This is a genomic window from Nonomuraea sp. NPDC003727 (assembly GCF_053586935.1).
Map to the genome: position 1 here is coordinate 1 of NZ_JBSFNE010000046.1, position 10,810 is coordinate 10,810.

A 10,810-nucleotide genomic window follows, 5' to 3' on the forward strand; every position below is an offset into this window, starting at 1 on the left:
GGCCTCGGCCGACATCAACGCTTCGGCCATGGTCTTCACCATGGATCGCAACAAGTCTGGATCGCCGGTCTCGATCTGCTTGGCCAGCCACTGCTCGGGCGACACACTGTTGTCCGCGGCCATCGCGTGTTCTCCTTCGAACTTGATCTTCGCTAATCGAAGGATCACGCGATGGCCGTCGCCATTTCACGCCGCCACGCCTGTGACCAGGTCAAATTCGTACACCACTCCCATGGACGCAACCCAGCTCTGCACTTCGGTACGCGGCGTACGCCCTCGTGTCATGCCTTGCGGTGCCCGGCATAGAGAAAGGAGACGCCGCGGACCCGTGGAACCCCGCCCACCTGGCGCGACAGCCGGGCCACACACGCTGACCACAGCGGGAAAATCAACCTCCAGCCGAACCCCTTAGCCAACCAGATCAAGATCGAGAAAGATTGAGGCTAGCTTTCAGATTTGCTTGATCGCACAATGTCGCCCATGGCGCGACCTACCAGCAAACGCAGCACCACACCCAAGCCATCTGCTCGCACGACTGCTGTCACAGCGCAGCGAGCCAGAGCGGCTCGCGAGCAAGTCGTACAGCCGCAGCATGGGCATCCCCGAAAGTCTGCTTCCTGGGGGCTTACCCCAGGTGAGTTCGCGGCACTGCCGCCCGACCGGCGCGCCGAACTACACCAGGCGGCACGCCAAGAGCGGCACCAGGTCGCGCTGACGGTGGCGCAACTTCTCACCACGATGGGTGTGATCGCAGGCCTCATCCTCACCGGGTTGGGCCTATCCCAGACGGCACAATCTATTGAAGAGAGCCGAAAATTCCCAAAAGATCGCGCAAGATAGTCTCGACCTGAGCCGGAAGGGTCAGGCAAATGATCGGTTTACGAAAGCGGTTGAGCAGCTCGGGAGTGACCAGAAGGATGTAAAGCTAGGCGGGATTTATGCCCTTGAGAAAACGATATGGGATTCTCCTGACTACCACCAAGCCGTGTTGGACGTACTTGCTGCTTACCTCAGAGAGCACGACCCGGATACAGACGTTAAGTCCAGCAAGCCGGCCCTCCTGGCGACTGATCTACAAGCGGCTGTCACCGTGCTTGGCCGTAATCCCGCCACGACCGGCTCCACCGGCTCTTATGCGGTCGACTTAACGGGAGTCCGACTGATGCGCGGCAACCTCTCGGGAGTGAACCTGAGCCGTAGCTACATGCGTGATGCCACGCTGAGCGGCTCCAACCTCGCCAAGGCCGCCCTGGGCAGCGCTGAGCTTTATCAAGCCGGTCTCAGCAACACGCTTCTCTCCGATGCCGATCTGCGGAGAGCCAACCTCTATGCGGCCGACCTGTCCAGCGCTCTGATCTATCGCGCCAACATGAGTGATGCCACCTTGGTCAAGGCCAACATGACCGACGCGGAGCTGGCTGGGAGCAATCTGGCTCGCGCCCAGATCTACGGGGCGAACCTGACCAGAGCCAACTTGGAGGGCGCCGACCTGACTGATGCCAACCTGAGCGGAGCAAACCTGACCCATGCAAGCTTTTCGCGTGCAAATCTGAGCAGAGTGAACTTGTTAGGGACAACTCTGAATCGCGCAGGGTTACATGGAGCCAACCTAACGGGCGTTTTTCTGGTGGATCAAAACCTAGCGGGCATGGACATGGTCGGCGTTAACCTAACCGGCGCCAACCTGGCTGGCGCCAACTTGTCCGGCGCCAATCTGAACGGCGCTCGACTCGACCGCGCAAACCTGAATGGCGCCAACCTCGCCGGTGCCGTTGGACTTCCTCCAGCGGAGCAACTGAAGAAGGTCACGATGTGGAATGCCGACACCAACTGGCCGTGATCAACCGAGCTGACAGACGTTGACGCGCTATCCGTAGATCAGGTGGCATGCACAGCTACGGATACGGCACCTGGGATAGGGCCGCTACCAGCTCCTGATCCGAAAATCGGACATTCACCGGACATGCGGCAGCGAACCTCACGTCGCGGCATGCAGCAGATTCGCGGACCTGGCCGCGATGCTCCCCCTGCCCGCGACCGCCCCGCAGATCGGCTGGAACACCTCGGCCCGGCTGCCCCGCGACCACTACGTCCGCCTCGATGCCAACGACTACTCCGTCCACCCGGCCGCGATCGGCCGTCTGGTCGAAGTCCGCGCCGATCTCGATCACGTCACCGCGACCTGTGGCGGCAAGAACGTCGCCCAGCACGAACGATGCCGGGCAGCCCACCAGACCCTCACCGACCCGGCTCACCAGCAGGCCGCCCGCAACTTCCGGCGTCAACGCCTGGCCCCGGTTCCCGCGGTGATGACCGAGGTCGAACAGCGTCGTCTCACCGACTACGACCACATGTTCGGCCTCGCTGGTGAGCAGGCGAATGAGGAGGCGGCGATCTGATGGCAGCCAAGAACTCTGCCAGGAACGTCGCCTCGGAACTCGCCTACCTGACCCGGGCGCTCAAAGCACCCTCGCTGGCAGCTCCATCGAGCGGCTTGCCGAGCGGGCCCGCGCCGAGGACTGGTCGCACGAGGAGTTCCTCGCCGCCTGCTTGCAACGCGAGGTCGCCGCCCGCGAAGCGCACGGCGGTGCGGGCCGCATCCGGCTGGCCCGTTTCCCCGCCCGCAAGTCTCTGGAGGAGTTCGACTACGACCACCAACGATCCTTGAAACGCGACACCATCACCCACCTCGGCACTCTCGACTTCGTCACGGCCAGGGAGAACGTCGTCTTCCTCGGCCCGCCCGGCACCGGCAAGACCCATCTGTCCATCGGGCTGGGAATCCGTGCTTGCCAGGCCGGCCATCGTGTCCTGTTCGCCACCGCGGCCGAATGGGTGGGCCGGCTGGCCGACGCCCATCACACCGGCCGTCTTCAGGAGGAACTCATCCGGCTTGGCCGCATCCCGCTGTTGATCAGCTCGGATCGCCACTCTGCCGCCGCGTCGTCGTCGGTGACCGTCACGAACGCCGCGACTGTCTCCACTGCGGCCGCCAACTTCTCCCGCGGCACGACTTCCTCGATCGCCTTCCATACCTCCACCAGCGACACCAGGCGATCGGTGGTGGCCTCCGGCGCGTCCATCAGCACCTCCATCGCCGAGGCCATCGTGCGCGCCGCCGAAGGCAGCTTCGGGAAGGTGCGCAGCTGCTCGGTCCTGCCCGCCCGCTCGGCCCGCGCCAGCAGATTCGCCGAAATCAGCAGGTCCAGCACATCCAGCGCGTCATCGACCGACGCGGTCTCCAGGTGTCGCACCGTGGCCAGCAACATCGCGGCCTTGCGGTGCTCGGCCAGTTCCGCCAGCGCAGGCGCCTTGGCGGCTTTGCCGTAGCGGGCCAGCGCGGCCAGCTTCACCTCCGGCACCGGCTCGACCACCACGCCGCCAGCGCCCAGCCCGGCGATCTCGGCCACCCGTTGTAACTGGACCGACAGCACCCGGCCCGAGGCCTTCGTCGGCGCCGTGCGCAGCCGCTCCAGCTCAGAGAACCGGCGGCCCTCGCCCACTCGTAACAACTCTTCCAGCGCGGTGCGCATCCCGGCCGACAGCCGGCCCGACAACAGCGCCTGCAGCCGGTCGTTCTCCGCCTTGCGCACCTCGCCTACCAACCGGGTGAGCACGGTGATGCCGGGTAGCAGGATTCGCTCCTTCAGCATGTGCACCCGCGCCCGATCGAACAGCGCCCGCGGCCCCTCGTTGGAGGCCCACAACCGCGCCGCCACGAACGCCCGCACCTCCGCCTCACATGCGCCGAAGTCGTGAAAGCCCAGCAGCTCACGGATCTCCCAGGCGTGCTCGTACACCGTCTGCTGCCGCTGGCCGTAGTCGGCCAAATCCGCGGGATCGAGCTGCAGCTGCTCCGCAACAAACCCCACCGCCCCGGCCGGAACCTGGGTGGGAGCCTCGGTCAGGAACACCCCGAGCATGCGCACCGTGTCCCACTGCACCGCCCATCCCAGGCGGGTCGTCGGGCGGCGCTTGCTGGCCAGCGCGTCCAGCGCCGCGCGATCCAGGCGGAAGAACTGCTCGAGCTCGGCCACTGACGGCTCCTCAGGGAAGCGGCCGTAGCGAGCAACCTGCTCATCCGTCGAGGTCATGGGCACCGACCGGATGCTGTACTCCACCGACTACCCCTTCACCTACGGCTTCCGTCCTGGCGGTTTCCCCTATGTCGACACCAGCAACGGCGCCGCCCGCGCGTTCCTGGAGGACGCGCCCTTCACCGACAAGCAGAAGGCCGACATCGCCCACCGCAACTGGGAACGCCTCACCGCCCGCGCGGCCGAGCGCTCGGCGGTCTGAAGCATCACAACCGGCTGGTTACTCACCCTGCGCTTGACGTGCGGCCCGTGCGGTGACGCGTTCAATGGCCTGGACGGCGACATCGGGCTGGTCGACGTAGATGTAGTGGCCGCTGTTCGTGGCCGTGCTCAGCTTGCTGCCGCGGGACAGCGCGAGCCACTTGCGCTGACCCGCGGACCACGCCTGCTCCAGGCGCGGCCCGTACTCGGGGACGGCCGCGAGGTACGGCTTCCCATGCTGGATCACCTCCACCGGGATGTTACCGGCGGAACGGACCTTGCCATCGGTGATGACGAGCTTCTCCGGGTTCTCGCCCTGGAATATCGCGAGGTTCTGTGCGCGTACCTCGGCCGCCGGCCCCTTGGCGGACTCGGGGATCGCCTTCGTGATGTCGCCGGCCATGGTGGGTGGGGTGGCATCCATCAGGACCAGCCCCTTGACCCTGTCCTGGTGGTCGGGGGCGTACCTGGCGGCGATCAGCCCGCCCAGCGAGTGCCCGGCCAGGACGACCGGGCCGTCACCGGCAATCCGGTCGAGCACTCCGGTCAGGATCTTGCCCGTGCTGGAGAAGCTCTGCGGGCCGTCCGGCTGGTCGCTGGCGCCCGCGCCGAGCCGGTCGTAGGAACAGACCCGGTTCTGCCTGCTCAGCGTCTTCTGGACGGCGGCGAGCTTGTCCAGCCCATCGCCTGCTCCGTGCATCAGGATGATGACCGGCCTGCCTTTCTCCGGGGCGCCCGAACAGGACACGTTCACCGACCGCCCCGCGACGTCGATCTTCGCGGTCCCGGAGATCGGGGTGGCATCGGCTGTCCGCGTGGCGGGGGCGAAGGGGTCCCAGTTCTCCACCGCGTCGCCGTCGCAGCCGGCGACCCCCGCGCCGAGCATGGTGCAGCACAGCGCGGCCACAACGGGTGTCTTGATCTTGCGGAGCATGAGGTCCTCCAGTGAGGGAGTCGGCGCCGGGTGATGCGCACGGCGGTGTAGCGGGAAAGCGGACGGAGCGCCGTGGCTGTGTCGTAACGCTATGGATCGGGCGGTCCGGGATCGTCCCCGTGCGGTGGACATTTGCCGGTAGCTCGTGTGGGGGACAAGCGCGGCCGGCAGGGAAGGACCGAGATCCTGCAGGGAAGGACCGAGATCGTCGCGCTCTGTCGTGCGGTGCGGACCCCGCCGGATATGTACGCCATCCGCGGCGACGTCGAACGCGGCGGCGTCCTGCGACGAATCGCATGTGCGCCAGTCCCCCGTGCGAGCTACGCGCGAATGTCCACCGCACGGGGACGATCCCAGACCGCCGGATCCCTAGCGTTTCTCGGCGTAGCGGTGGCGCCCCACCGCAGTCCCCCACGTAAGGGAGTCGTCATGCGGTTATTGAGACAGCTCGTGCCCGTCGCGGTGGTCGCCTTCGCCGGCGGCGCGATCGTGGGCGCGGTGAAGGAAAGCCCGCTCCTTACCCTGTTCCTCGGTGTCGCGACGGCCTTGCTCGCCGTGCTCGTGTACGCCCGCGTGGTGCGGTGGTCCGAGCGCCGGGCACCTGTGGAGGTGGCGGCGCGAGGCGCCGCCCGCGCCATCGCGCGAGGGGCGCTGATCGGGGTCGCGTTGTTCGCGGCCGTCATCGTGAACATCGCTCTCGTGGGCGGTTACCGGATCGACGGCCCGGGCTCGCCGGCGGGCGCGGTCGGGCTGCTCGGCTTCATGGCCGCCGCCGCGGTGACGGAGGAGCTGCTGTTTCGCGGCATCCTGTTCAGGATCGTCGAGGAACGCACCGGGACGTGGCCGGCGCTGGTGCTGACCGGCCTATTGTTCGGCCTGTCGCACCTGCTCAACCCGCACGCCGATCTGTGGGGCGCGATCGCCGTCGCGGTCGAGGCGGGCGGCATGCTCGCCGCCGCCTACGCCGCCGCCCGCACCCTGTGGGTCCCGATCGGCGTGCACTTCGGCTGGAACTTCGCCGCAGCCGGCATCTTCGGCACCGAGGTCTCGGGCAACGGCGCGACGCAGGGGCTGCTGCACGGCGTGACGTCGGGCCCAGCCCTGCTCACGGGCGGCGAGTTCGGGCCGGAGGCGAGCCCATACGCGGTGGCGTTCGGCCTGCTGCTGACGGTCGTGTTCATGCGGCTGGCCCGCCGGCGCGGCAACGTGGTCCCGCTCCGGCGCGGCGCGACCGCTACGCTCGCCCAATGATCGATCTAGGGCGGGTCACGGACCTGTGGCGGCGGTGCGACGTCGTGGTCCGGGACTTACCGTTCGGGCTGCTGCTGGCCATCGCATCGCTCCTGCCGGCGCTCCACGGCAAGGGGACTCAGGTCGGCGACCTGCCGGCCCGGCCCTTCGACGCGCTGGCGTTTGTGGTGATCGCCCTGGAGTGCCTTCCGCTCGCCGTCCGCCGGCGGTGGCCGGCCGTGTGCCTTGCTCTGGTGTCGCTCGGTTTCGTTCTCGACCAGTTCCGCGCCTACCACATGTTCGCCAGCAACGCGATGCCCATCGCGCTCATCAGCGCGGGCGCCCACCTGGAGCGCCATCGGCGCGTCACCGTGGTCCTCCTCTCCATGGCGTACGTGCCGCTCGCGCTCGCGCTCGACCGACTCGGCGCGAGCGAGAGGGTGGAAGGGTACGTGGTGTTCTACCTGGCTCTGGCCCTCGCATGGGGCATCGGGGCCTGGCTGCGCTCCTCCCGCGCCGCCGAGGCGGAACGCCGCCGCCACGTCGCCGAGGCCACCCGCGCCGCCGAACGCACCCGGATCGCCCGCGAACTCCACGACGTCGTGACGCACCACGTGACGGCGATGGTCGTGCAGGCCGAGGCGGCACGCTACCTCACCGCCGCGCCCGACCGCCTCGACGCGACACTGAGCGCCGTCAGCGACACCGGCCGGCGGGCCATCACCGACCTGCGGCACATGCTCGACCTGCTCAAAGCCGATCACGATACCGACGTCAGCATGCCGTCCGCCGGAGACCTGGGCACGCTCGTGGAGCAGACCCGCCAGGCCGGGCAGCCGGTGGAGTTCACCGAGGAGGGCGACCCCGGGGAATCGGTGGGCAGCGCCGAGTTCGTGACCTATCGGGTCGTCCAGGAGGCCCTGACGAACGCCCTCAAACACGCCCACGGCAGCCCCACCGCGGTCTGGGTGCGCTACGGCGAGAAGGAGATCAGTGTGGCGGTCAGCACCGACGGCCCCGGCTCCAGGGTCGCCTCCCCCGGCGGGAGCGGGCGGGGCCTGGCCGGACTGCGCGAGCGCGTGGACGCTCTGGGCGGCGAGTTCAGCACGGACCGGCAGGCGGGCGGCGGCTTTGTGGTACGGGCCCGCATACCTGCGGGGAGCCGGTCATGACCGCGCCGGTCCGTGTCCTGGTCTGCGACGACCAGGCGCTGATCCGCACCGGCTTCGCCACGATCATCGACGCGCAGCCCGACCTGGAGGTGGTGGGCGAGTGCGGTGACGGCCGCGCCGCGGTCGAGCTCGCCCGCCGGCTGAGTCCCGACATCGTCGTCATGGACGTGCGGATGCCGGTGCTTGACGGCATCGAGGCGACCCGCCTGCTGGCCGGCGCCGGGGTCGAGAATCCGGTCAAGGTGCTCGTGGTGACCACGTTCAACCTGGACGAGTACGTCTACGAGGCGCTGCGCGCCGGGGCGAGCGGGTTCCTGCTCAAGGACGCCCCGCCGGCGCAGCTCTTGCAGGGCATCCGCACCGTCGCGGCGGGCGCCGCGCTGCTGGCGCCTGAGGTGACGCGGCAGCTCGTCGGCAGGTACGCGTCCCGGATCCGCCCGGCCCGGGACACGCCCGACGAGACCGCGCTGACCCCGCGCGAGCTGGAGGTACTGCGCCTGATCGCCGACGGCCGGTCCAACAGCGAGATCGCCGCCACGCTGGTGATCAGCCAGGAGACCGTCAAGACGTACGTGTCGCGCATCCTGAGCAAGCTCGACCTGCGTGACCGCGTGCAGGCGGTGGTCTACGCCTACCGCAGGGGCCTGGTGACCTGAGGCACGCCGCCCGGAAACCTCGATGGGGCGAACGCCGCAGACGTCAGGAACCGTCCGTGGCCCTGTTCGACCATCAGCGCGCGGCCGTCGGCCCCGGTGCGGCGCGTGTACGCGGCGAGCGGGCCGAGACGATGTCGAGCAGGTTGACGAGCCGATCGAGCTGTTCCGGGTCCAGGCGGCCGGTCGCGGGCGCCAGGGCACGCCGGATGTCGTCCTCCACGCGTTTGGCAAGTTCGAGCCCGGCCGGGGTCATGTACACCTCGACGACCCGGCCGTCTTCGGGGTTCTTGCCGCGTGTCAGCAGCCCCCGGCGCTGGGCGCGGTCGATGAGGCCGGACATCGTGGACTTGTCCAGGCCGAGGTAGGCGGCCAGTTCGGTGATGCGGGCGCGGCGGTCGCGGAGGATGCCGAGCACCCGTAGCTGGGTGAGCGACAAATCGTGCTCACCACCGATGCGGGTCAGCACGCCTGCCACCTCGAAAGTGGCCCGGACGAGGGCATCCACGACATCGTCGGCGGAGCTCATGCCGTCATGCTAGTCCGGCATGGTTGGCAATACCAACCATGCCGGAGCGAGGAGGCAGACACCGCCACCCGGTACGCCTCGCGTCCCGATCCCGCGCCAGGCGATCGACGGATGCGGCATCGATCACGCCGACTCCTATTGACATGGTTTGTATTACCAACCACCATGGAGATGGTTGGTAATACAAATCATTTTCTGGAGGTCACCATGCACGCTGCCGTCATCCCAGCAGCCGATGCCCTGCCGGTCTATCGCGACCACCCCGACCCCGCAGAACGCCACCGCGACGAGCTGCTCGTTGAGGTCCTCGCGGCCGGCCTGCACCATCTGACCAAGGCCAAGGCGAACGGCTCGCACTACTCCAGCAACGGCATGTACCCGCTGGTCCCCGGCGTCGACGGTGTGGTACGCGACCAGGAGGGCAACGTCCGCTACGTGGCCCTGGACGACACAACTCTGGGCACGTTCGCCGAGCGCACCCTCATCGACCCTCGCCGCAGCGTGATCCTGCCCGACGGCATCGACCCCGTGCGGATCGCCGCTGCGATGAACCCGGCCATGTCGTCCTGGGTCGCGCTGCGCCGACGCGTCGACTTCCACGCTGGCCGGCGCGTCCTCGTCCTCGGCGCCACCGGCAACGCCGGACGGATGGCGGTCCAGATCGCCAAGCTGCTCGGCGCCGACCAGGTCATCGCCGCCGGCCGCGACACCACCCGCCTGAAGGCGCTGACCGCGCTCGGCGCCGACGAGACGATCACCTTCGACCAGATCGGCCACGCGGCCGACGTCGACGTGGTCATCGACTACGTGTGGGGTGAACCCGCCGCCGGCGCCATGATTCCTATGCTCACCGCCCGCGCCGACCGCACCGCCCCGCTGACCTGGATCCAGATCGGATCCATCGCCGGCCCAACCGCGCCCATCCCCTCCGCGGCCCTGCGCTCCGCCCGCCTCCAGATCGTCGGCAGCGGCATCGGCTCGGTCCCCGCCCGCGACTTCCTCGCCGAACTGCCGGAACTGGCCTCAGCGGTGACCGCGGGCGCGATCGACGTACGGGCGCGCGCCGTACCCCTCGTCCAGGTCGCGCAGGCGTGGACCGCCGAGACCGACGACCGCATCGTCCTCGTCCCCTAGCCGTGTCACATCCGAGGAGGAAGCCATGACTGCGCTGAGCAGCAGCAGGAAACGGGCCCTGGTCGTGGGACTCGGCGTCAGCGGCATCGCCACGGCGATCGCCCTTCGGGGCATCGGGCTGGGATCCGGTGATCGTGGAGAGAGCGCCGGGCCGTCGATCGGGTGGCTACTTCATCGTGTTGTTCGGCGCCGGTCGGCCCGAGGGCGGGTCCGGGGCTGGTGCGGCCGCTGCGGGCCGTACGGGTAGGGGTCGCGGCGGACGGACCAGCGCCCCGATGCGGCTGCTGATGCCCGCACGAGCGAGCGCGGTTAGAGGCCTTCGAGGGCGAGCTGGTGGGTGGTCGGACGGGGGCCGGTGACCAGTCCCTTGCAGAACAGCCGCTCCCAGATCAGCGCCTCGCCTTTGCCAGTGACGTAAGTGGTGGTGCGCTGGACAGGAGGTTCGCCGATCACGCGTACCTTGACTTCGAAGTGGCCAGAGGCGACGTAGCGGGCCATGGGCTCGTTACGCTTGGCGCCGTAGCTGCACAACAGGCCTTCGCCACGCAGGAACCTCCGCAGGAAGGTCTCCGTGACACCGAGCCGCTTGGCCACGGTGCCGATCAGCGCCGCGCCTTCGGCCTCCAGCAGTTGATGGGCGCGGGCGGCCGCGGGCTCCAACTCGGCGACGCGCTGCTCGGCGGCCTCGCGCCGTTCGACTTCGTCGGCCCAGCCCCGCCGAGCTTCGGCGTGGCTGGGCATCTGTCCTGTTGGTCGTGGCAAATGCCAGACGTAAGGTGATCAAATTACGGTGGCGACCGATCCACCCGGGCGCCGGCCGGAAGATAGGCGCGACCATGGGACGCTCCCCCAGGCGCGAT

Annotated in this window: 10 protein-coding genes and 2 pseudogenes; 8 read left to right on the forward strand and 4 right to left on the reverse strand. The window is 68.5% G+C overall.

What is annotated here, in order from left to right:
- Positions 1-985 precede the first annotated feature (985 nt).
- The 3 genes and pseudogenes from ACWDLG_RS44905 to ACWDLG_RS44915 form a co-directional block, all read left to right on the forward strand.
- Positions 986-1,840 carry a pentapeptide repeat-containing protein gene (locus ACWDLG_RS44905; RefSeq protein WP_449931773.1) on the forward strand — a complete coding sequence of 285 codons (855 nt, stop codon included), beginning with the start codon at positions 986-988 and terminating at the stop codon, positions 1,838-1,840.
- Between the two features lie 163 nt (positions 1,841-2,003).
- Positions 2,004-2,399: pseudogene (locus ACWDLG_RS44910) on the forward strand (Mu transposase domain-containing protein); the annotation flags it as partial.
- Positions 2,380-2,856: pseudogene (locus ACWDLG_RS44915) on the forward strand (ATP-binding protein); the annotation flags it as partial. The pseudogenes ACWDLG_RS44910 and ACWDLG_RS44915, both read left to right, overlap by 20 nt.
- Before the next feature lie 17 nt (positions 2,857-2,873).
- Here the strand turns inward: ACWDLG_RS44915 and ACWDLG_RS44920 are convergent.
- Entirely contained in the window at positions 2,874-4,037 is a 1,164-nt protein-coding gene (locus tag ACWDLG_RS44920) for a DUF4158 domain-containing protein (RefSeq protein WP_449931775.1), read from the reverse strand.
- A gap of 55 nt (positions 4,038-4,092) precedes the next feature.
- Here ACWDLG_RS44920 and ACWDLG_RS44925 point away from each other — a divergent pair, with 55 nt between their 5' ends.
- Positions 4,093-4,299, forward strand: a complete 207-nt coding sequence (locus ACWDLG_RS44925; protein WP_449931777.1) for a hypothetical protein — start codon at positions 4,093-4,095, stop codon at positions 4,297-4,299.
- Positions 4,300-4,317: 18 nt separating this feature from the next.
- Here the strand turns inward: ACWDLG_RS44925 and ACWDLG_RS44930 are convergent, their stop codons facing one another.
- Positions 4,318-5,232 carry an alpha/beta fold hydrolase gene (locus ACWDLG_RS44930; RefSeq protein ID WP_449931779.1) on the reverse strand — a complete coding sequence of 305 codons (915 nt, stop codon included), beginning with the start codon at positions 5,230-5,232 and terminating at the stop codon, positions 4,318-4,320.
- Between the two features lie 429 nt (positions 5,233-5,661).
- Between ACWDLG_RS44930 and ACWDLG_RS44935 the strand changes: the two genes are divergently transcribed.
- From ACWDLG_RS44935 to ACWDLG_RS44945, 3 genes are read left to right on the forward strand one after another with little or no spacing between them, the layout of a single operon-like run.
- Entirely contained in the window at positions 5,662-6,483 is an 822-nt protein-coding gene (locus ACWDLG_RS44935; RefSeq protein WP_449931781.1) for a CPBP family intramembrane glutamic endopeptidase, read from the forward strand.
- Entirely contained in the window at positions 6,480-7,634 is a 1,155-nt protein-coding gene (locus ACWDLG_RS44940) for a sensor histidine kinase (RefSeq protein ID WP_449931783.1), read from the forward strand. Before ACWDLG_RS44935 ends, ACWDLG_RS44940 begins: the two co-directional genes overlap by 4 nt.
- On the forward strand, positions 7,631-8,290 hold the full coding sequence (locus ACWDLG_RS44945; protein ID WP_449931785.1) for a response regulator: 660 nt from the start codon (positions 7,631-7,633) through the stop codon (positions 8,288-8,290). Before ACWDLG_RS44940 ends, ACWDLG_RS44945 begins: the two co-directional genes overlap by 4 nt.
- A gap of 73 nt (positions 8,291-8,363) precedes the next feature.
- On the opposite strand, the gene ACWDLG_RS44950 is transcribed toward ACWDLG_RS44945, so the two are convergent.
- A complete protein-coding gene (locus tag ACWDLG_RS44950) occupies positions 8,364-8,816 on the reverse strand; it encodes a MarR family winged helix-turn-helix transcriptional regulator (RefSeq protein WP_354923271.1) in 453 nt (150 codons plus the stop codon).
- Between the two features lie 207 nt (positions 8,817-9,023).
- Here ACWDLG_RS44950 and ACWDLG_RS44955 point away from each other — a divergent pair, with 207 nt between their 5' ends.
- Positions 9,024-9,950, forward strand: coding sequence for a quinone oxidoreductase family protein (locus ACWDLG_RS44955; RefSeq protein ID WP_449931788.1), 927 nt, complete (start codon positions 9,024-9,026; stop codon positions 9,948-9,950).
- Positions 9,951-10,259: 309 nt separating this feature from the next.
- On the opposite strand, the gene ACWDLG_RS44960 is transcribed toward ACWDLG_RS44955, so the two are convergent.
- On the reverse strand, positions 10,260-10,691 hold the full coding sequence (locus tag ACWDLG_RS44960) for a phage antirepressor KilAC domain-containing protein (protein WP_449931790.1): 432 nt from the start codon (positions 10,689-10,691) through the stop codon (positions 10,260-10,262).
- Positions 10,692-10,810: the final 119 nt, after the last annotated feature.

Coding starts and splice junctions, on each gene's coding strand:
- ACWDLG_RS44925 (WP_449931777.1), top strand. CDS start 4,093: ATGGGCACCGACCGGATGCTGTACTCCACCGACTACCCCTTCACCTAC.
- ACWDLG_RS44930 (WP_449931779.1), bottom strand. CDS start 5,232: ATGCTCCGCAAGATCAAGACACCCGTTGTGGCCGCGCTGTGCTGCACC.
- ACWDLG_RS44935 (WP_449931781.1), top strand. CDS start 5,662: ATGCGGTTATTGAGACAGCTCGTGCCCGTCGCGGTGGTCGCCTTCGCC.
- ACWDLG_RS44940 (WP_449931783.1), top strand. CDS start 6,480: ATGATCGATCTAGGGCGGGTCACGGACCTGTGGCGGCGGTGCGACGTC.
- ACWDLG_RS44945 (WP_449931785.1), top strand. CDS start 7,631: ATGACCGCGCCGGTCCGTGTCCTGGTCTGCGACGACCAGGCGCTGATC.
- ACWDLG_RS44950 (WP_354923271.1), bottom strand. CDS start 8,816: ATGAGCTCCGCCGACGATGTCGTGGATGCCCTCGTCCGGGCCACTTTC.
- ACWDLG_RS44955 (WP_449931788.1), top strand. CDS start 9,024: ATGCACGCTGCCGTCATCCCAGCAGCCGATGCCCTGCCGGTCTATCGC.
- ACWDLG_RS44960 (WP_449931790.1), bottom strand. CDS start 10,691: ATGCCCAGCCACGCCGAAGCTCGGCGGGGCTGGGCCGACGAAGTCGAA.